The sequence below is a fragment of the Spirosoma fluminis genome (genome assembly GCF_054778895.1).
Map to the genome: position 1 here is coordinate 322,231 of NZ_BAAGZD010000003.1, position 19,735 is coordinate 341,965.

A 19,735-nucleotide genomic window follows, 5' to 3' on the forward strand; every position below is an offset into this window, starting at 1 on the left:
TTTTAACTAAACGGTTGGCTTAGTATTTTTTGATAATCGAGTCAGGCAGGGTTCTGACGTCAAGCCCCGTAGCCTTCAGCAGATTCGCGTGATTATTACGTCCATCCTGATACGCCGGATTCACAATCATCGACTGATTGTAGTAATACGACGCAAGCTCAAGTTTCTGCCGGTTATTCTGCGTAAAGCCTTCTCCCTGATAGATAACGCCAAGGTTATTGTAAGCCGGCGCATACGCCGAAGCCGCCCGGATGGTTTGCTTGTAATAATGCTTAGCCGAGTCTACGTTTGGTATGATTTTTTGGAAGACGTACGCCATGGAGAAGTACGCTTCGCCGAAGTTTGGATAGATTCGCGTCGACTCCTGCAAGTGATCAAGCGCCCAGCGGCCGTGTTTATTGGCATGAGCAATGTTCGTATCAATCAGCACCTGGGCTTTCTTGATCTGCTCGATCGACGGCTTCGGCTTAATTGCATTGGTAACGCTGGCAATCGAATCGGCTTTCGCCCGATCTTTCAGCCCCTTTTCAATCCACTCGTTGGCTACGTGCCGCTGAACCTGACAACTGTTTGGCGCGTAAGGTAAAGCGGAGTTGAACAGAATGAAGTTGTTTTCCCAATCGCGGTTCCGCTCCACTGTCTTGAACGAGTACAGCCCGGTAATAACGGCCATCAGGGCCAGCAGCGCCCCATACCGAACCAGCAGCGGCTTACTGCCATCTTCCGGGTTGCGAACCAGCAATTTATGTAACGCCCAGATTAAGACGAACGCAAAGCCCATTACTGCCGCATACGTAAAGCGTTCGGCCAGAATACCGCCCCGCAGCCAGATAAAGCCTAAGCCCGGTGTCATCGTTACAAAGAACCAGAACAGACCAAAGCCCCATAATGTGCGTTTCACGAAGCCTTTCCAGGTAAGCCATAACATAGCCACGATCGTAAAGAAGCCAGCCCATGTCAACAAATCCCCTTTACTGCCCGACGGAATCACGTTGTAGGAATAGTCATAGACGAGCGGATGGGGTAAAATCAGCAGGCGCAGATAGTACTCGAAAAATTTGAACATCGTCGACTTCTGCGTTTTCTCGATCGCGTACGGATAGTTCGCCCAGTCAACGGGTGGATTACCGCTAAGCGTACCGATCATCACCTTTTTCTGATAGAAGAAAAGGGCAGCCACGATCAGGAACGGCCACAGACTAATGAGCGACTGCCACAGGTTCCGGCGGGCGAACCAGTACTGCATAGCCGGAATCAGGGCTAAGCTAACAATTGAGGATTCTTTGGACAGGAACGCCAGATAAAGCGAAACGCAGGCGGCCACAATCCAGGCCCACTGCTTCGTTTCCAGATAGCGCCAATACGTTAACAGCATCAGCGCGATAAACAGAAAACTCAAAATCTCATCCCGTCCTTTAATATTGGCGACAATCTCCGTATGGAGTGGATGCGCCATAAACACAACGCCAATCAGTAGGGCCAGGATAATTTGATTCGGCAGCCATTTCTGCAACAGGATACCCGTTACCAGCCCGGTCAGCCCATACAAACCAGCGTTAATCATGTGGCTGATGTTCGGATTGTCCTTAAAATACTCCTGCTCTAAAGCGAACGTAATCAGCGATAAAGGCCGGTAATACCCCAGCGAAATATTACTAAAATGCCAGAATTCGGTTCGTAGCAGATCGGGAATACCCGCGATGCCTTTTTTCACGAACAAATTCTGCCCGATTGCCGCAATATCGTCCAGGGCGTACTGATGGCCGAACGTATTGACATACAGCAACGCTCCCAGAAGGGCCAGCAACACCGGTGGCCACCACAACACCGTCCGTTCATCGATCGGCAAATCGGGCGAAGAGGTAGTATCGGCTGATTTTGCGGCCGTTGGGCGCGTGGGTGGGCGCAGAACGGCTTCAGCAGAACGGGCTGAACTAATACGGGAAGAAGCAGGTGATGACAAAGCAGGGTTAGGGGCCACCGGGCGAGGTTTTTCTGGGCCGGGACCGGTTGGTTGCTTTTTTTTGGCCATGACAGCGGAGAACTCTGTTTATTTTAGGTCAATGTTGCAGCTACTCACTATCTTGGTAGACAAAGTAGGTATTGGTTTGTTTACTTGTTGTAAAGTTCCGTAAGAATGTCAGTAAAATCAATTCATATCGGTCATCGAATCAAAACTATTGCGTTTTCTGTAAGCATCGGGTTACTGATCCAGAGTTGCTCTCCCGTTGCTACGCCCAAAACAGCAGGCACGGGATCAACCGAGCCAACGCGCGACGACAATCTGGCGCTCGGCAACCCAAGTGGTGCATCAGTCGGTGACCCGGCTAATTACCTGCTCACAAAATCGACCTTTGCTCTATCTTACAACCGCCAGCGGGGCATCGCAAACTGGGTAAGCTGGCATTTGAGCCCGGCCTGGAAAGGTGACAGCCGACGAACCAACGACTTTCGCCCTGACCCTACCCTGCCCAGCGGCTGGTACGCCGTTCGGACGTCCGATTACACGAATACCGGCTTTGACCGGGGTCACCTGTGCCCTTCCGACGACCGCGACGGCTCACCCGAAGACAATGCTACCACCTTCCTCCTAACCAACATCGTGCCACAAGCTCCGCGTCACAACCGGGAAGTCTGGAAAAATCTGGAAGATTACGAACGCCAGCTAACTACAGGCGGTAATGAAGTATACGTAATTGCCGGTACTGCTGGAACGGGAGGCACTGGACAGAACAGTTATACGGAGTCGCTGGCCAATGGGAAATTGACCGTTCCGGCCACGCTCTGGAAAGTTATTGTTGTGCTGCCAACGGGTTCGAACGATGCCGCACGGGTATCGACGAACACGCGTGTTCTTGCCGTTATGATTCCCAACAATCAATCCGCAGCCGACAAACCCTGGCGGGCTTATCTGACCAGCGTTGATGCGATTGAACAGTTAACGGGCTTCGACTTTCTGTCGAACGTACCAACCGAAGTGCAGCGAATTATTGAGGGCCGCGTAGACGGAGCCTATAACTGATCAGCGATCAATTCACTACGTATTAAACCAGTTCGGCCTGTTGCGCGACGACAATACGTTGGGTGCGCCGACGCAGCAAGGCAATGGCATCGGCCTCATCGGCGAACGTACCGTTCACGTTGACCATGTTATGCGCCAGTTTATCGTACCGGCCGCGCATCAGCAGGAAAAACACCTGCAAGAAGTCCAGCCCGTCGAATATGATGGCCTGATTCTGCGCGTACTTGTCGAGTGTCTTCTGGAAAAAGACGGGGTGTTCGGTCCAGTGCATCGCTGGGCGAACGTGGTGACTAATGTGATAGCCATCGTTCCAGCATTTTTTGTTGTACTTGACGTTAATGCACGTAATGCTGTTCTTGTACGCATTACCCGGATCTTCGAAGTCCACAAAGGCGTGCTGCGTCCAGTTGCCCAGCATGGCAATGAAGCGGTAAATAAATAAGGGCAGCAGAAATACCAGCACCGTAGCAGGCCAGTTCACAACTAATAATCCCAGGCAGATAATCCCAAATGAGATCTCACCAATTAGGGCACGTTTAGCGAGCTTCGGCCGTTTTTTCCAGCGCAGATAGGTAAGCAGGTCATGAACACCTCTGACGAAAAACTGCCCGAAATAAGCCAGGAAGCTCCGGAAGCTGTCCCGTTGGTAAGCCATTGTGCTGCTCTCGTCATCCTCCAGATTGTTTTCCGGATGGTGCATGCCAATATGATGGCTATAGTACGTTTCGGGCGTGTGTCCAAAAAACGGCGCAACAATCCAGGGAAGGAAATTATTCATCCAGCCGTATTCCGGTTTAAAAAATGGCCGGTGGCTGGTGCAGTGCAGCATTAAACCGAAAGGCCCTTTAAAAACAAAATTGCTGACGTAAAAATGAACGGCAGCTACTGTCCACCAGACCCAACCCGTCACAAACGGCATGAACAAGAGTACACTCAGCGGAATCAACACTAGACTGATACGAATTGTGAGAAACACAAACGGCAGATCCCGCTCATCCTTGATGTAGCGTAAAAAAAACTGCTCGATCCTGTTGTAGCGTTTTTCCCGAAAAATAGGGTCTTGAATAGTGCCTAATACTTTCATGCAAGCGGATACGGTTTACGACAAACATAGAGAAGGGTTCAGACTGTTTCGATTGCGCTATGGAGGACAATCGAAACTGCCTAAACCCTTCTCCTTCTAAAGAACGATGAAAAGATAAGAAGATTGAATGAAACCTTGATGCAATTAAATTATTTTTTCTCAACCGCGTGCCCGCCGAACTCATTCCGAAGTGCAGCAACCACTTTCCCCGTGAAGGTGTCGTCCTGCAAAGACCGGTAGCGCATGATCAGCGAAAGCGCAATAACGGGCGTTGGTACACCAAGGTCGAGCGCCGTTTCGAGCGTCCATTTGCCCTCGCCCGACGAGAACATCCGCCCTTTGATTTCGTCCAGCTTAGCGTCTTTCCGGAAGGCGTTTTCGGCTAGCTCCATTAACCAGCCCCGAATCACCGACCCGTGCCCCCACATCTTGGCAACGGCCGCAAAGTCGAGCGGAAACTGACTTTTCTGCAGTACTTCAAATCCCTCGGCGATGGACTGCATCATACCATACTCAATACCGTTGTGCACCATCTTCGTGAAGTGGCCGCTACCCGCAGGACCGGTATAGAGGTAGCCATCTTCAACCGAAATATCCCGGAATACACCGTGTAACGGCTCGATTACGTCCGCATCTCCGCCTACCATCGTGCAGGCACCGTTGAGCGCCCCACTAATGCCCCCACTGGTACCGCAATCCAGAAAACCGATTCCCTTCTCTTTCAGGTACGTATGGCGACGTACTGAATCCTGGTAATGCGAGTTACCACCGTCAATCACTACGTCTCCTGCCTGCATGATGGGCAGAAGTTGTTCAATTACGTTATCAACAAGCGGCCCCGCCGGAATCATCAGCCATAAAACACGCTTTTCGGGTAAGGCATTGTAGAGGTCCTCCAGGGAGGTGACGCCCTGTGCGCCTTCTGTTTTGATGGCCTCGACTAATGTCTCATTGATGTCGTAGCCGACAACAGTGTGACCATGACGGACTAAGTTACTGACAAGATTGAATCCCATCTTGCCTAAGCCAATAAATCCAATGTGCATAACAATCAATGGTTTGAGCAGTCAAATTGGCGATTTTTTTCTAAACCTCCTTCAGTTAGCCATTACATTTAGCCTACAGCCCTTTTTTTGGTTTTGGGGAAGCTCATCTGAACGGTTATACGCACTGAAAGGTCTGGATAAACGATCACATTATGTTCCCCAAACAGTTACGTAAATTCTTTGCTATAAACGAAATACCAAAAAAGGTTGAAAACAGCGGCTAAAGTAGTTTGTTTGATCCATTCCATCTATCCTGTTTTAAGAAACAGTAGGGATTGATAAATTGTGTAACCCCTCTATTTTCCTCTTAAGTCTGCCATCCTGCCTTATTACGCAGCTACACCGCGATTGCTTTATTCAAAATTTGCGTGATCGCATCAAATTTATCTGAAGTTTAAGTAGCTTGAGTCTCTTTACATTAACCCTTAACTACCTACTGTTCATGCTAAATTATGATAAGAATTCAAGAAGGGAATGGCTCAAAAAATCTTCTTTACTGGGAACCGCTTTCCTATTGGAGCCATCTCCGAAAGTCGAAGTCAGACCGGTAACAACAGCAACCCGCCGGATTCCGATCAGTGTTTCCAGCTATTCCTACTGGCATTTTACGCCCCAGAAGTTTCCCATCGAAAAAGTTATCGAAGAAGCCGCCCGGCTGGGGTTCGACGGCGTTGAAGTATTGCACAGACAAATGGCAGACGAGTCAATCGCGTATCAAAATAAACTGAAGCGAATGGCTTTTGATAGTGGACTCGCCATTCCTCTACTGTCAATCCACCAGAATTTTCTTCAGCCGGATGCGGCTAAACGGAAAGCGGATATTAACCATACATTCAAATGCATAAATATTGCTACTCAGATGGGTATTCCCTGCGTTCGAATGAACACCGGAAGCTGGGGCACAGTGAAAAACAAAATAAAAACAGACTATTACCAGACAGGAGTCGAACCGCCCATTTCTGGTTATACCGATGAAGATGGTATTAAGTGGGTTATCGAAGGAATGGGCGAATGCCTGGCCTACGCGGAAAAGGCGGGCGTAATACTAGCTTTGGAAAACCACTGGGGCTTGTCTTCCAACACCGATTATCTGCTCAGAATCTATGATGCGCTGAAGAGTTCACCAGCTATGGGGTTGAACGTAGACACGGGCAACTTTGTCGGAGAACCGTACGCAGGACTCGAAAGACTGGCGCCTTATGCCACCATTGTTCAGGCGAAAACGTATTACGGCGGGGGCACGTTTTATGATAAGGAGATGGATTACCCGCGAATCGGCAAAATATTCCAGAAAGCGAATTACAAGGGGTTTGTGTCACTGGAGTTCGAGGGCAAAGAAGATCCTAATGTAGCCGTTCCCAAGAGTCTGGAAGTTCTCCGAAAGGCCTTCACCTACGACGTATAAACAAGGGATGGTTGTTTGTTCTATATCAACAGGGTTGGTACGTAGTTGAGCGATCTGCTAACGTAACGACCCTAGCTTTTTATAGATTTGGCTACCGCCCACGCCAGCCCAATACCAACGACGGTTCCGACTGCATCGGCCAGGGCATCGAGCAAATCGCAGGAGCGGCCAATCGGCATGACGCCCTGCCAGATTTCGATCAGTAAGCCATAAAGCGCCCCGGTAATAAACACCCAGGCAACCGGCCGACCCGCCAGACGCCAGAGCAGGCCAAATGGCAAAAATATGGCAATATGCACCCACTTGTCGCGGTTCGACGATAGATCAGGCAAATCGTTGCCCGGCAGCGAACAGCCGATGAAGAGAACGATTGTCCAGCCTACGGCCAGGTAGTAAACCAGTTTTGTTTTGTTAATGAGACGGGTATTCATGGCCTGAGCCGGTTAGCAGTCAAGAGGATAAAGAGAACCATCAGGCTAAGCAGATAGACGACATTCCGCGAATCGACCAGCCCCCGCCCTAAGGCACGGTACTGTTCGTCCAGAGCCAGATATGATACGTAATAGCCGACGTCGCTTGCCCCAAATAGGCCCGCCAGTGCACTTAACCCGACGTAAAACAGAAAACAGAAAAATACGCCCAGAACAAAGGCAACCACCTGGTTGTCGTTGAGCGACGACGCCCACAAGCCAATGGCGACAAACACCCCGCCGAGCAATACCAAGCCTATGTACGAACCAAAAACGCCCGCCGAATCGATATTACCAGCCGGAGCGCCGAGTTGATACAGGGTAACGTAATAGACCAGCGTAGGCAGCAGCGTCAGCGCTACCAGCAGCCAGCTCGCCAGAAATTTACCAGCCACTACGCCCCACCGACTGACGGGCTTTGTCAACAACCATTCGAGCGTACCCGACCGAACCTCGTCGGCAATCGAACGCATGGTAATGGCAGGCACTAAAAAGAGCATGACGTAGGGCGTCAGGTTAAAAAACGTGCCCATATCGGCGTACCCGTTTTCGAGCAGACTCGTATCTGGAAATACCCATAACAGCAGCCCTATGGCCGTCAGGAATACGCCCATGATAATATAGGCAATGGGCGACGAGAAGAACTGATTGATTTCTTTGCGAAAGATAGCCAGCACGGTAGTCAGGTAAGATCAATCAAAGTCGTTTAGTACGTGGGCAGCTCTGCCTGTAAATGCCTGCGCAGCATCTTTCCAACAGCACGACTGTTCTAATCAAACGGATTATTTTTGTTTTTACGCATAACCGCAGCAATAATCAGGGACAGGATTACACCGATCAGGACAAACCAGAATATACCGAAGAAAAACGTGATGCCCGGGCCCTGGAACTTCTGGGTCATTTCCATCATGCTGTCAATCTTTTCATCGGACAGCTTGCCCTGCTCCTCCATCTGCTCGCGCATCTGGTCATACAGCCTCTCCTGAAAACCGGGGTCGATTATGGTTGTATAGAATACAGAAAACGCCGACGATAAAAAGCCCGCAATTGCCGACAGGAGTGCGCCGATACTCAGGCCCTCGCTGTAACTCATGTATCCACTATTTGCAGATCGGTATTCGCGCATACCCAGTATCAGGCCCACAATCAGCAGTACGTAGATCAGGGCGCCCAGCCAGGGAATGGCCGTCAGGTCAAGGGTGTACAGTATGACGGAATAAACAACCAGGCCAAGCCCGGTGATCAGTCCCCATTTAAGCGCAACGCGGGCCGTAGACGTTGTATCATTCATAATTGGTTAGGGGTTTAAGACACTATAGTCCTGCTTACGAAAGATGAGCGATATAATCAGAACGGGCAATACGGCCAGCGCCGTCTTTTTGGTCAATTCATCGGGCAGTAAAACGCCGGGCTGCATGGTGCTAACCTTACTCCACTGGTCCTGGAATGTTTCCGGCCCAAACTGATCGACAATCTGTTTCTTACCTTCTAAAAGTAACTTCTTCGAGTTGGCGACGTACTCCGTGAACACACCCGGATCAATCTGGGTCACAAATAGATAAATAAGCCAGCCGGTGATGAGAGCCGCTACGGTATTTAATACGTATCCGATGGTGATGCCTTCCCAGAGGTGCATGTGTCCCTGGCCAATCGTTTTCCGGTAATACCACACTGTACCAATTATGACGATGACGTGAATACCATAGTCAAGCACCCGGATGTTTCCTAAAGCGGGTATGCCGAGGGCGTATAACGCCAGAAAATAACCAAAGCACAACAGGCCTGTAACTAGTCCGGCCAGCAGCGGGATCTTCAACAGGGGGTGGCTGAAATAAGCGATAATGGCTTTCATGAAGTATGAGTAAGCATCCCTTGATGCACGGTTCCAACAACGCGACCAGTGAGTGTCTGGCCTAAAAAGGGAGAATTGACAGATTTTGACTGTGTACGCGTGTAATGCCAGCTTCCGGCCGGATCGAACAGCGTTAGACTAACGGGCTGCCCTTCGGCGATGTGAACGGCCGGTAAGCGCAGAATCTGCCGGGGCCGAGTCGTTAGGGCATCGATAATTTGTGTCAGCGGTAAACCCCGGTTGTGGGTCATTACAGCGCCGAACACCGTTTCGAGCCCAATAATGCCGAACTCTGCCTGATCGAACTCCAGGTTTTTGCTTTCTGCATCCTGCGGAGAGTGGTCCGATACAATGGCATCGATGGTACCGTCGGCCAGCCCCGTCCAGAGAGCCGCTACGTCGTCGGAGCTGCGGAAGGGCGGGTTTACTTTCAGATTGGTGTCGAAGCCAGCCAGCGCCGAATCGTCAAACACCAGCTGATGAGCCGCTACGTCGCAACTGACCGGCATCCCCTTTGCTTTGGCCTGACGAATCAGCTCGACCGACCGAGCCGACGAGATCGTTGAAAAGTGGAGTGCCGATAGTAACGGCGCACTGCTCTTATCCTCAGAACCCTTTGCTTCTCGCCCACTACTCAATACGTAATCGAGCAGGCGAAGGTCGCGTTCAATCATCAGTTCTTCGGCGAGCGCGGGCATGCCTTTCAGTCCCAGCAGTGTGCTCTGAACCCCCTCGTGCATCTGGCCGAACCGCGTCAGCAGCGCTTCTTCGGGGCGGTTCATCAACAACCCGTTTATCGGCTGAAGGTACTGTAAGGTTTTAAGCAGCAGATCCGGGTTTTGCAGGGGATGGGCACCATCTGAAAACGCAATCGCTCCGGCCTGGTGCAGGTCAAGCATCTCCGTAAAGTCTTCACCAGCGGCTTTCCTGGTAATGGCAGCAATCACGTGGACACGTACCGCCTGTCCTTCGGCCATTCGGCGCACGTAGCCGAGCATGCCCTTAGCGTCGATAACTGGGGAAGTATTGGGCAATACGGCAATGTCGGTGAAGCCCCCGGCTGCGGCCGCCTGACAAACGCTGGTTAGGTCTTCCTTGTGCTCGAAGCCGGGGTCCTGGGCCGAAACCCGCATGTCGACCCAGCCCGGCGAAACGTGCAGATTAGGTACGTCCAGAATTCGAGTCCCTTCGTCAACGCTCAGGTTTTGGCCAATCTGGCGGATCAGACCATTTTCTATAAAAATATCACCTGTTTGCCCGTCGAACGACGAAGCGCTGTCAACAATACGGGCGGAACGGATCAGAAGTTGCATAAATAACTGCCCTTTTTCTAGTAAAAAGAGGCCGTGAATGAGGAAGTTCTAAAAAAAAGGCCCCTACCGGAGCCTTGATTAGTATTGACGGGTATGCATCAGGCACCCACCAGATCCTGATAGGCGTCGGCGGTCAGCAGGCCATCCTTATCGTCAGGATTGGCTGGCTTTAGTTTAATGATCCAACCTTCGCCGTAGGGGTCGCTGTTGAGCAGTTCAGGCGATTTCTCAATGGCCGCGTTCAGTTCCAGCACTTCGCCTTCGATGGGCAGAAACAGATCAGATACCGTTTTTACGGCCTCTACCGATCCGAACACATCGCCTTTGCCCAGCGACTGACCGACGGTATTTACATCGATATAGACAATGTCGCCTAACTCATGCTGAGCAAAGGCCGTAATACCAATAACGGCGGTACCGTCTTCGTCCAGTCGAATCCACTCGTGGTCCTGCGTATAACTCAGTTCTGCGGGAAAATTCATTGTGGGGGAATTAGTTTGTATCTACAAAATACGGTACCCGCCACCGGATTTGCAAGCAGTATTCTCGCCAGCGCTTCCGGCAGCGGTTCCCTTACCGGACCGCAGCTGGCGGAGTTGGCGAGAAGTTGGCGGGAGCGAGCCGATCATTTCCCTGGCGTTCGATCATCCATTGCGGATACGGTTTAGGCGCAGCACTGATGGCGTCGAGTTCAGTGAGCTGCTCGGTGGTTAAGCTCAGTTCAGCGGCTTTGATGTTGTCAAGCAGCTGATCGGTATTTTTCGCGCCAATGATCACGCTCGTTACGCCCGGCTTGGCCAGCACCCAGGCTAGCGCAATACGAGCCACCGATACGCCATGCGCTTCGGCTATCGTCTGCATGGCATCAATAATGTCGTAGGCTTTTTCCTGGTTAACGGGCGGAAAATCGAACGCCAGCCGACGCGAGTCATCGGTGGGTTTATTGTCGCGGGTGTATTTGCCCGACAGGAATCCACCCGCCAGCGGACTCCAGGGCAGAATGGCCATCCCCTGATCCTGTACCATAGGCACAAGTTCGTTTTCCAGATCCCGACCGGCGATGGAATAATAATTCTGCGTTGAGATGAACTTCGACCAGCCATATTTATCGGCAATGCCGTTGGCTTTCATCACCTGCCAGGCCGCCAGATTCGAGCAGCCGATGTAGCGAACCTTGCCGCTACGTACTGCGTCTTCGAGCCCGCGCATGGTTTCTTCGAGGGGCGTAATGGCGTCGAACCCGTGAATCTGGTACAGATCGACGTGGTCCAGCTGCAGGCGTTTCAGGCTGTCGTCCAGCTGCTGCATAATCTGCAACCGGCCCAGGCCCACCTGATTTTTGCCGGCTCCCATCCGGCCTCTTACCTTGGTGGCAATAACCAGTTCCTCCCGCGACAAGCCCAACAATTTTATCGACTGCCCAAGCAGCGTTTCCGACTGACCAAACGAGTAAACGTTTGCCGTGTCGATAAAGTTGATGCCGTTGTCAACTACCGTCTTCACAATATCATTCACGGCATCCTGCTGGAGGGTTCCCATCGCTTTCCAATGGCCTTCGCCCCCAAACGTCATAGTACCCAGACAGATCTCCGACACCAGTACGCCGGTATTCCCTAATTGATTGTAGTTCATGGTTGATTACAGGAAAGCTTTCTCATAATCAACCATGAACCTAAAAGAATGTTAGTGGGGAATTGAGAACTTACTCAGCCAGGTTGAACTTCACCTGAACGCCACCCGACGTAGTAGCCCGCCGGAACGAGTTCGATACGAGTGGATCATTAAATGTACGGTCGAAATAGAAGTTGAAGTTCAGACGACGGCTCACGATATAGCTCACCTGCGGACGCAACTGGAAGTTGACGTTTCCGGCCGTTACGATCTGCTCGGCGTCTAATTTCCGCTGAATCGCGCGGGTATCACGTAACGTCAGGTTGCAGGAGAACGTCAGATCATTTTTCAGCCGTTTGTACGCGCCATTGATCCGGAATGGAATCCGAACGTTCTGCCGGGTAAAGCCAACTGAAGCCGTCAAGTCTTTGTTGGTCAGTTCGGCTACCTGCGCATTCGACAGATTCAGTGCTACGTCGCGGCTCTGGTTGTATTCCAGCCGTCCGCTGATCCGGCTCTTAGTCTGGAACTGAACCCCCAGCATCGGCGCAAACTTCTCCGACATCGTGATGGTACTCATCGCAAATACCGGAATAAACTGATTAAGCTGATTCACCGAAGCCGCCATAGGGTATCCCTGCACCGCCAGGTTGACGTAAGCGGCCCCGTATTCCAGGTTCGAGACGAAGTTGCCGACGCTGTAGTTCGACGTGTAGCTGTGCGTAAGCGTGAACGCGCTGAACCGGTTCCGGATAAAGTTAAGCCCCGATAAACCGTTGTAATCAATCCGCCAGTTTGGCAGCGGGAAATTGTAGAACGGCGACAATTGCGCTTTTTCCTTTGGCTGACCGCTATAAGCGGCAAAGAAGGCTGGAATCAGGACATCCTGTGACCGGTTGTCGTACGTCCCACGCTTTTCCGGATTAGCCGCTGTGAGCTTTTCGATAAAGTATTTTCGGTAACTCTCGAACTTGTCGAAAATCGGCGACGTATTGTTGTCCCGCAATCCGATGAAGGCGGTACGGAACGACCAGAACGACATGCTGAACTGCCCGTTACGTACCGGCGACTGGGTTTCGAAAGGACCGCCCAGCGCTCCCGGCCGGTAGTACTCCTGATACGCATCCGTACGGGTCAGGCGCCACTCGACCTGCATCCGAAAATCCTTGAACGGCTCCAGCGTCGTTCGGGCATTAAAGTTTTTCGACAGGGTTTGCTGGAAAGCCGTGTTCAGCACGGTACTCGGCGTTAGCCATCCTTTGCTGGCCGCCCGCTCCTGAATGCTGCGGTCCTGACTGCCCAGCACGAAGCCGAGTCCGGGCGCGTTGTTCTGATCGAGTCCGAAGAATTTTGGCGTTGGCAGGAAGCCCGGCAGAATCGTAGACTCCTGCACGGTATACGAGAAGTTGATCCCACGAACGGTCAGCAAGGCCCGCGTAAAGTTTTTGAGCACCTTACTTTCTCCGCGTTCAATCTCTTCAATATCGCCGGGGTTCCGGGCGAAGTTCTTCCGAACGGGCGCGGGTGTGTTCGCAAAGCGCAGGTACCGGATTTTGTTGTACAGCCGGATCAGATCGACACGACCCGTTATGCCCCGCTCCCGGTTGTTACGTAGTACATTCCCAAACGGCACGCCAAGCGTATCGGCAATGCCGAATGAATTCGCCTGAAACTGATAGCCTACCCCATACACAGCGTCGGCAGCGATCCAGTCGAGCAGCGGAATCTTGTCGAGGGGCAGCCGGTACGTAGCCTTGATGTCCTGCACGAAGTTCTTGATCCGTCCCAGGTGTTTCAGGCTATTGACGATCGAATCCCGTTTGGCCTTGGTATTAATGTCGCCCGCTGGTTCATCAATGACCGCATTTGACTGCGCGTGGTACGTCAGCACCAGGCTGCGCGTCAGGTTCCAGGTCAGGTCGTAATACCGGTTAAAGAGAAAATACTTTTCAAACTGCGGTATGATCCCGTTGGTGGTCAGGTCCGAACTCCGAAGCTGGGTTTTAACGAAGCTCCGATCCAGGTCCGTACGAATCGACACCAGCGACGGCAGCAGCGTCAGGTTAAAGTCTTTGAGCCAACGTAAATATGGAGCCTCGAAGGAAGCTTTATTGCGGAACGGTTCAAACGCTTTGGGCTGAGCCGCGTAGGTATAAGCAATTCCGCCCCGGTACTGCTGCTGCAGGTATTCGTCGGTTAGGATATTGGTACGTTTGGTGTCGTTGAACGCGTACGTAAACGCGAAATTCTCGATATCCCAGAAGTGCGCTTTCGCGTTCGGATTCACCTTAACCTTCCGAACATTCGAGAAGTTGAACCCGCGCCGGGTAGTGTTGTCCTGCACCAGTCGGCGGTAGTTGTCGCGCTCAAGACCTTCGGGTAAGGTCGACAACGACGTTTCGAGTGGCGTATCGGGATCAAGCGGATTGAAGTGCGGATCGACATTGCGGTGATCGTAGTTTACGTACAGCGGAATGCGCAGTCCCCAATTGGCAGGCATAAACTTATCCACCGAAATGGCCGACGACAGCCCGAATTCAGACGTTGTTTCGCGGGATCGTTCGCCAATTTTTGTTTGCACCCCCCCGAAGCCGAAGGTCGTAATGCGGCCCGAAGCGGTGACCGTAGCCAGATCGGCCAGTTTCATGTTCAGGGCACCAATGGCGGCTATCCCGGCGTGCTGGTCATAGCCATTGGCCCGGAGTTCATTCACCCAGATGGTGAAGGTTTTTGCCCGTTCGCCATCACCCGAAATTTTAGGGTTCCGAACGCCAATCATAATCGACTGCACCGAACTTAAATCGGGATTACCGACCACCGTCAGAATGTATCGCCTATTGGCTGACTCCTGAGAGAAAGGAAGCGATGTTCGACGGCTCAGGCTGCGGTTCCGATCGGCTTTCAGATTGATCAGTTCCTCAAGCGCAAGGTCGAGTTCATTCTCTACCGGCCATACTTCTTCAGCCGTCCGATTTCCTTCGGGTGTAGCGCGCAGACGGGGTATTTCGATTTCGTAATAGTTGTCGGTATAATCGGTACCCAGGCGAACGAAGGCCGACACCTGACCACTTTCGTTGTCCGGATTGTGCATGTGCACGAACATTTTCAGCTGCTTCCGGAACTGAAGATCGAAATTCGTATTTCGGAAAGCGCCCCGCGAATCGCCGTCGCGCAGGTTCGTTACGCTTAACCGCATGGATTGCTCGTTGAGCTGAACGGTACTTACCTGCGTGAAATCGCGGTCCCGCTCGTAGCCCGGAGGTACCTGATACACGTACTTGCTGCCTCCCTGGGTCGCTAGATCGGCTCCGCTGTTTTCTTCGATATTGACCGTCGACACGGTGAAGTTAGCGTCGTACGGTTCGGGAACTTCCTGCAACCCGCGCTGGGTCAGATCACCGGTATACTTCCGATACTGATTGGCCTCCATCTGAAGCTGAGCAAAACGAAGGACAACCGGATCGGCAAAATCGGTCAGGTACATCCGCATGAACCGGATCGACTTGAACCCATTGATGCTCCCAACTTTACGTAGTGGCTCCCGAACCGGAATCCGGAACTGATACCACGTAACAACTCCACCGGGCGCACCGGGGGTCGGCACCGACACCTTATCTACAATATACCGCTGCCCTACTTCCAGCTTACCGGGCTGAAGATCGATTTCGTACTCGTAGTACGCTTCGTTGTCGTTGATAGTATTATCAATGTTCAGATCCTCGATGTCGGGTAAGGTCGTTGACGCTGGCGTTAAGAACTGGCTTGCCGATACGTTTTCAGGCGAGTTATTCTCCATCCCCATGAACCGCTTGTACCGCGCAACAATGTATTTCTGCTGATCAGCCTCTTCGCCCAGATAAAATCTGAAATCGTCGTTTGAGGGGTCCTGCTCAATGTCAGCCAACGCTGCGGGATCAGTTACCCGCGTCCGGATGGTGTTCAGGTAATCCCGGAAAAACTGCTGTTCACTCACGGCCGGATCGGCGTTCTGACGACTGCTCAACCCATCCAGACCAATATCCTGCTGGTCGCGCAGACCGCTCTGAAACGCATTTGTCACAAACTGCTGCAAGGGAGCGCGTCCCCAGGCGGTTGTTTCCGTACCCAACTGGCGGTTTGTCGTGTCTACGTTATTAAAACCGTTCTCGAACTGGTACCGGCTGTCTTTAATCACATCTTCCGATATATCGCCCAGGTTGAACACCAGCTTACCGCCCTGCGTACGACCGGTATTGTCAAAGATCTGACCGGGGCCGGTACCCGCCCGAATTTTTCCGGCTTCCCCCTGCACAAAGGGGTCCATCAGCCAGAACGTAACGTTCTCAACGTTGGCGTTATCGAAATCAATATCCGACGCAATCGCACGGGTTACCGCGCCAAAATTACGTCTTGGGTTCGAGAGCAAACCGGCTGCCGTCAGGTTGGGGTTGTAGTTGTACATCCCCCGCTCGCTGGGAAAATACGATACGTCCAGAATGCTTTCGGGCAACTGCACCGGCCGCGCCGACCGACCGGGAAACAGATCCGTTGGCAGGAAGTACCGCTCGTAGACGTGCGCATTGGCATCGTCGGGGTCAACATTGGAGACCGCGCCCAGCGAACCCGGCGTGTACAAACTTGGATCGACGGAATACACCGAAATACGAGCCCGATTAAAAGCCGATTCGAGCGGGTTCTGGAATGAGCCCTGCGGGAACTGCTGTGGGGTAGTGCCCAGCCGCCAGCGTGTTGGCTGACGGGTTAAATCGAAGATGGTCCGGGCGGCCTCAAAATCATCGAGATAGCTGTCGCTGCGGGCTCTTTGGTTCGTACCCGGAAACAACTGTGCCACTTCGCCCGTAAACTGAACCGTTGATAGTTCCTTGGTCTGCACAATGGGCAGCTTGTCCAGCAGGCGCGTTAAACCCGGCGCATCTTTCCGGATGCTGGCGTTAACACCGAGAATGGTATTGTTAACCGGCTCGTTGCCAATGGCTACGCGCGTCAGATAACCCGCCGGGGTTTCCTTCATGTGCATGGCCGTCAGCCCAACGCTTACGTCCCGACTGATGGCGTAATCCAGGCGAGTTCCAATCAGTGATCGGATCTGATTCTGGAATAAATCCGGCTGTTCGTAGCTAATGCGGATCTCCCGGCCCGAGTTGGTAACCCCTTCGTTGATGATGCGCAGCCGCCCCGTCTGGCTTTCGAATACGTAGTCCTGACCCGCCATCAGCGGTACGCCACCCGCGGTTACCTGCACCGACTGCTCGTTAACGCCATAAGGCAGGGCAACCTCCGTCCCATTCCCGGACTGAAACGAGCCGCGCAGGAAAAACTTATTCTTGTCAGCCACCTGCTGAGCATCGGCCAGCGTGGTGCGGTATAGCTGATTGAAGACGTATTTAGACTTCAGATTGGTTTCGTCGGGGTCAAACTGACGGTCCAGGTACGACCCAAATGGCTCCAGCACCGGAAAGATTATCTTCCCGAACCGGCTATCGACCGTTATGTTTTCCACATAGTCGAAATTACCGTCAGGCTGAGCATCGAGCTGCTGGTTGAGCCGGTCCATATTGAACACCTGCACCAGCGGCCGGTTCTGTACGCGTCGCCCTTCCTGTAAGTTCGGGTTATCAATCCCGGTGATGTCGTCCTTATAAACAATCCGTAACTGGAAACCCTGCCGACTGATCTGCGAGGTGTTTAGGGAGTAGATGTTTTTCATCATCAGGTCCCACATCGGCAACTGAAGATTGTTCCGTAGCGTGGCCGACTTCAACAGCTTCAGTACCAGCACTTCATTGTCCTGACGAGCCTGATAATCCTCCGTCAACTCCCCCACTTTATACCGTCGGCCCTGGTAAGTGTACTCATACGCTACAGCCAGAATCTCGTCGTTACGCAGGGGCGTTACCAGCGAAATGTAGCCGAGTTCAGGCTGAAGTTTATAATCCCGATCCGTTAACCGTTTGGCGCCCCGCAGCAGATCGTAGTCGGTCCCTTTTGCCAGGTTGAACGTGCTCGTCAGGACGTCATTCGCCCGGTCGACCTGTCGGAAGGGGCTGGTGGAATTACTGGTTAGCTTTTCGAAGAGACCATTGGCGGCATTGGCCGTTGGCGTCAGGTTGCTCCGCGAGAATGGCTGAACGGCCGGATTCTGCTGGCTGTACGGATTACCTTCGCCCAGGTCCTGAAACCCCGCAATGTTACGTAACGACTCGGTGGTGTTGGTTCGGTTGGTTACGTAAACTTCCACGCGGGTTACGTTGATGCCCGACGTTACCTGTGGTAGCGAACGCAGCGATGACTCGTACCGCGCCCGGAAGAACTGCGACAGAAAGAAGTGCCGGTTTTCGTCGTACTGGTCCGCCCGAATTTCGAACGGCCGGTTGGACGTACCGCCCCGCAGCACAATCTCGGCCTTGCGCGAGCGCTGCTGCGAAGCCACTACGGTAGCGTTCAGGCGACCGAACCGCAGTTGGGTTTTGATACCGAATAAATTCTGTACGCCCGGGATCAACTGACTGTTAACAGCCCAGCTGATATTTCCTACTTCGAGTCCCTGTAGGATGCTTTCGTTCTGCGGAGTGAAACCCGGCAGACCAGGGGTGGTTCCGTTTACCCCCGGAACACCCGGCAGATTGGGAGCACTGGGCAGGTTGGGTAGATTCGGCAGCCCCTGACCAGACCCTAGCGCCGGTAGGCCACCACCCGGCCGGTAATTTACTTTTAAGGCGTTCTCGAAGTTGAAGGCCGCTTTGGTATCGAAATTCGCCAGCACGCCCAGTTTCTCGCCAATCTTACCGTTGAAGTTAATGCTGATCTGCTCGTTAAATATAAAGTTCCCGTTTCGGCGCTGCCGGACAGGAATAACCGGGTTGTCGATAAACTGGTAGAGATAGCCAAAGTCGAGCGTGACGAACCCGTTCGGTTTAAAGTCTACCTGACTCCCCCCGAACAGCCGGTCGATAATGGGCGGCAGTTCCAGCTTGGGAGCCAGACCACGCCCACTGATTGCGCTCTGTCCATCGCGACGAGCCCCGTATTCACGCCATAAGCTCTGCTCAACGCGCTGGTTCTGCAGTTGATTGTAAGTAGAAAAAGGAATCGCTTCGGCCGGTCGATACGGCAGGCCATACTGCGAGGGCGGCAAGGCCAGACCCGGCGCGGGTATGCCCGGCGAAATCGTACCGGGTGGGGTGGTGCTGGGTGCAGCCGCATCCGGAAATGGATTACCGGGAGTTGTAGTGGTGCTGCCCGGTACGCCAATCGGCGACCGACCCTGCACGCTATTGGGCAACGGGGGACCCGACAGCGATACTCCCGCCCGAACGCGTTCGGTAACCGCAATGCGTCCCTCCGGGTCAAGCTTAAAATCGGTAGCTACTCCTTTCGGATCGCGGAGAATAAATGGCGACTTAGACGGTCGTTCTGAGAAGCGGGTGGCGCGCCGGTCGGGCCAGTTGACCGTTGGTCGGCGGTTCGCACTACGTGCCGCCCGGATACTGTCGTTACGTTCCTGAACAGCCTGTTTGATTGAATCAGCGCGGACAACGGCACGACGGCGCGCTTCTGCTCTGGCTGAATCGGCGGTTGCCTGCTGACGTCGGCCGGCGGCTCCGCGCCGGTTCGGAGTCGGCGTTTGCGGTTCCTGTCCGAACGTAACGCCAAGGCCCAGCAATAGCCAGCAAACCGGCATTAACCAACCAATGGATACGATTGGCAACCTGTTAACGACGTAAAGTTGAGTGCTGGCAACGAAGTTGTGAACAAAGTAAGGGTTCACCATCAGGGGGTACTTTCGGGTTCAGTATTAGTAGCGTACGGTCTATTCTTCTATCAAACGGCCAAAATCAGGCCAATCGTCTAATAACTCGATAGATTTTTTAAAAGGTATATTTCCTGCAAATAGCGACAGTTTACGGATAATAGGAAGGGTAAAATTACAAA

The 19,735-nt window shown here is 52.7% G+C and carries 13 protein-coding genes; 2 read left to right on the forward strand and 11 right to left on the reverse strand.

All coding sequences use genetic code 11. From position 1 onward, the window contains the following. Positions 1 to 19 precede the first annotated feature (19 nt). Positions 20 to 2,032 (reverse strand): tetratricopeptide repeat protein, encoded by a 2,013-nt coding sequence (locus ACYVBJ_RS03325; protein ID WP_460980881.1) that lies wholly within the window; start codon positions 2,030 to 2,032, stop codon positions 20 to 22. A gap of 105 nt (positions 2,033 to 2,137) precedes the next feature. Between ACYVBJ_RS03325 and ACYVBJ_RS03330 the strand changes: the two genes are divergently transcribed. After that, the gene (locus ACYVBJ_RS03330; protein ID WP_460980882.1) at positions 2,138 to 3,022 is read left to right on the forward strand and encodes a DNA/RNA non-specific endonuclease; all 885 of its coding nucleotides are present in this window, start codon (positions 2,138 to 2,140) and stop codon (positions 3,020 to 3,022) included. A gap of 22 nt (positions 3,023 to 3,044) precedes the next feature. Here ACYVBJ_RS03330 and ACYVBJ_RS03335 read toward each other — a convergent pair whose 3' ends face one another. Beyond that, the gene (locus ACYVBJ_RS03335; RefSeq protein ID WP_460980883.1) at positions 3,045 to 4,106 is read right to left on the reverse strand and encodes a fatty acid desaturase family protein; all 1,062 of its coding nucleotides are present in this window, start codon (positions 4,104 to 4,106) and stop codon (positions 3,045 to 3,047) included. Positions 4,107 to 4,255: 149 nt separating this feature from the next. Next, positions 4,256 to 5,152: a phosphogluconate dehydrogenase (NAD(+)-dependent, decarboxylating) gene (gene gnd / locus ACYVBJ_RS03340; RefSeq protein WP_460980884.1), complete on the reverse strand. Its 897-nt coding sequence runs from the start codon at positions 5,150 to 5,152 to the stop codon at positions 4,256 to 4,258. 514 nt (positions 5,153 to 5,666) lie between these two features. Between gnd and ACYVBJ_RS03345 the strand changes: the two genes are divergently transcribed. Then, positions 5,667 to 6,557 (forward strand): sugar phosphate isomerase/epimerase family protein, encoded by an 891-nt coding sequence (locus ACYVBJ_RS03345; RefSeq protein ID WP_460980885.1) that lies wholly within the window; start codon positions 5,667 to 5,669, stop codon positions 6,555 to 6,557. A 71-nt stretch (positions 6,558 to 6,628) separates the two neighbouring features. Here the strand turns inward: ACYVBJ_RS03345 and ACYVBJ_RS03350 are convergent, their stop codons facing one another. From ACYVBJ_RS03350 to sov, 8 genes are all read right to left on the reverse strand, one after another. After that, on the reverse strand, positions 6,629 to 6,988 hold the full coding sequence (locus ACYVBJ_RS03350; RefSeq protein ID WP_460980886.1) for a VanZ family protein: 360 nt from the start codon (positions 6,986 to 6,988) through the stop codon (positions 6,629 to 6,631). Beyond that, complete coding sequence (gldF, locus tag ACYVBJ_RS03355) at positions 6,985 to 7,704, reverse strand: gliding motility-associated ABC transporter permease subunit GldF (protein WP_460980887.1); 720 nt, start codon at positions 7,702 to 7,704, stop codon at positions 6,985 to 6,987. The genes ACYVBJ_RS03350 and gldF overlap by 4 nt, the downstream gene beginning before the upstream one ends. Positions 7,705 to 7,796: 92 nt before the next feature. Beyond that, a complete protein-coding gene (locus ACYVBJ_RS03360) occupies positions 7,797 to 8,318 on the reverse strand; it encodes a DUF4199 domain-containing protein (protein ID WP_460980888.1) in 522 nt (173 codons plus the stop codon). A 6-nt stretch (positions 8,319 to 8,324) separates the two neighbouring features. Further along, complete coding sequence (locus ACYVBJ_RS03365) at positions 8,325 to 8,879, reverse strand: DUF4199 domain-containing protein (RefSeq protein ID WP_460980889.1); 555 nt, start codon at positions 8,877 to 8,879, stop codon at positions 8,325 to 8,327. Next, complete coding sequence (locus tag ACYVBJ_RS03370) at positions 8,876 to 10,192, reverse strand: dihydroorotase (RefSeq protein WP_460980890.1); 1,317 nt, start codon at positions 10,190 to 10,192, stop codon at positions 8,876 to 8,878. The genes ACYVBJ_RS03365 and ACYVBJ_RS03370 overlap by 4 nt, the downstream gene beginning before the upstream one ends. 98 nt (positions 10,193 to 10,290) lie before the next feature. Then, entirely contained in the window at positions 10,291 to 10,674 is a 384-nt protein-coding gene (gene gcvH / locus ACYVBJ_RS03375) for a glycine cleavage system protein GcvH (RefSeq protein WP_460980891.1), read from the reverse strand. A 91-nt stretch (positions 10,675 to 10,765) separates the two neighbouring features. Further along, positions 10,766 to 11,824 carry an aldo/keto reductase gene (locus ACYVBJ_RS03380; RefSeq protein ID WP_460980892.1) on the reverse strand — a complete coding sequence of 353 codons (1,059 nt, stop codon included), beginning with the start codon at positions 11,822 to 11,824 and terminating at the stop codon, positions 10,766 to 10,768. Between the two features lie 70 nt (positions 11,825 to 11,894). Beyond that, entirely contained in the window at positions 11,895 to 19,574 is a 7,680-nt protein-coding gene (gene sov, locus ACYVBJ_RS03385) for a T9SS outer membrane translocon Sov/SprA (RefSeq protein WP_460980893.1), read from the reverse strand. Positions 19,575 to 19,735: the final 161 nt, after the last annotated feature.

Bases quoted from the DNA above. Each gene is read 5' to 3' on its own strand.
- ACYVBJ_RS03325 (WP_460980881.1), bottom strand. From the start codon at position 2,032: ATGGCCAAAAAAAAGCAACCAACCGGTCCCGGCCCAGAAAAACCTCGC.
- ACYVBJ_RS03330 (WP_460980882.1), top strand. From the start codon at position 2,138: ATGTCAGTAAAATCAATTCATATCGGTCATCGAATCAAAACTATTGCG.
- ACYVBJ_RS03335 (WP_460980883.1), bottom strand. From the start codon at position 4,106: ATGAAAGTATTAGGCACTATTCAAGACCCTATTTTTCGGGAAAAACGC.
- gnd (WP_460980884.1), bottom strand. From the start codon at position 5,152: ATGCACATTGGATTTATTGGCTTAGGCAAGATGGGATTCAATCTTGTC.
- ACYVBJ_RS03350 (WP_460980886.1), bottom strand. From the start codon at position 6,988: ATGAATACCCGTCTCATTAACAAAACAAAACTGGTTTACTACCTGGCC.
- ACYVBJ_RS03360 (WP_460980888.1), bottom strand. From the start codon at position 8,318: ATGAATGATACAACGTCTACGGCCCGCGTTGCGCTTAAATGGGGACTG.
- ACYVBJ_RS03365 (WP_460980889.1), bottom strand. From the start codon at position 8,879: ATGAAAGCCATTATCGCTTATTTCAGCCACCCCCTGTTGAAGATCCCG.
- ACYVBJ_RS03370 (WP_460980890.1), bottom strand. From the start codon at position 10,192: ATGCAACTTCTGATCCGTTCCGCCCGTATTGTTGACAGCGCTTCGTCG.
- gcvH (WP_460980891.1), bottom strand. From the start codon at position 10,674: ATGAATTTTCCCGCAGAACTGAGTTATACGCAGGACCACGAGTGGATT.
- ACYVBJ_RS03380 (WP_460980892.1), bottom strand. From the start codon at position 11,824: ATGAACTACAATCAATTAGGGAATACCGGCGTACTGGTGTCGGAGATC.
- sov (WP_460980893.1), bottom strand. From the start codon at position 19,574: ATGGTGAACCCTTACTTTGTTCACAACTTCGTTGCCAGCACTCAACTT.